Consider the following 1,329-nt stretch of genomic DNA (forward strand, 5'->3'; position numbering starts at 1 on the left):
ACGTTTCTATTAGCACAGAACTACCATTTGCCACCGATGACAACGCCAGTACCACGGTTGACACACCAGTAACATTCAACATCACAGAAAACGACATCCCCGATGAAGGAACTCAGCTCGACCCAACAACCATCGACCTCGACCCCAGCACCACCGAAATTGAAAAAACACTAACAGTAGACCAAGGAAACTTTACAGTAGATGAGAATGGAGAACTAACTTTTACTCCCGCACCAGGGTTTGTCGGAGAAGTAAATATTCCTTACACCGTAGAAGATACAACAGGAAACCTAACCAACCAAGGCAACATTACCGTAGAAGTCATAGACAACCCACCCATAGCCACAGACGACAATGACAGTACCCCAGTCAACCAACCAGTAACATTCAATATTAGTAACAACGATATTGACCCAGAAGGAGTAGTAGACCCAACCACCATAGACCTAGACCCCAGCACCCTTGGTATTGACCAAACATTCACAGTCCCCACTCAAGGTACTTTCAACGTAGACGAAAATGGGGATGTCACCTTCACACCCGAAACCGACTTTGTAGGAGAAGTGACCATACCCTACACAATAGCAGACGAGAACAACAATACATCAAATCCAGCCAATATCACAGTTACAGTAACCAACCAGCCACCTGTAGCTACAGACAACAGTGAAAGTACAGAACAAGGGCAACCAGTCACCTTCAACATTACAGATGATGACACTGACCCAGACACTACACTAGACCTAAGCACAGTAGACATTGACCCAAGTACACCAGAACAAGACACCAGCATAACGCTCCCTGGAGAAGGAACTTATACAGTAGATGATAGCGGAAATATTACCTTTACCCCAGAAGCAGACTTTACTGGTACGACTACTCCCATTACATATACTATTCAGGATAACTTAGGAGCAGTATCCAACGAAGCTGATATTTCTGTAGATGTAACTCCGGTAGGTTCCTTAAGCAATGATACTGCCACAACAACCCCCAACACCCCAGTCACATTCAACATCACCGACAACGATAGTTCCATCGACCCTACTACCATCGACCTGAACCCCAGCACCCCTGATATCGACCAAACATTCACAGTCCCCGGAGAAGGCACATTTACCGTAGACGAAAATGGCAACGTCACCTTCACCCCCATTGATGGTTTCGAGGGTACAGCAACAATTCCTTATGTAGCACAAGACCCAGACGGCAACCCCTTAGCACCCGCTGACATTTCCGTAGATGTAACTCCGGTAGGTTCCTTAAGCAATGACACTGCCACAACAACCCCCAACACCCCAGTCACATTCAACATCACCGACAACGATA

General features: G+C 46.4%; 1 protein-coding gene. It reads left to right on the top strand.

From position 1 onward, the window contains the following. Positions 1–1,329, top strand: a 1,329-nt coding sequence (locus tag ACP6PM_RS33635; protein WP_426591216.1) for an Ig-like domain-containing protein, incomplete at both ends; no start/stop codon positions are given.

The organism is Dapis brunnea BLCC-M229 (assembly GCF_050015995.1).
Taxonomy (GTDB): Bacteria; Cyanobacteriota; Cyanobacteriia; order Cyanobacteriales; family Microcoleaceae; genus Trichodesmium.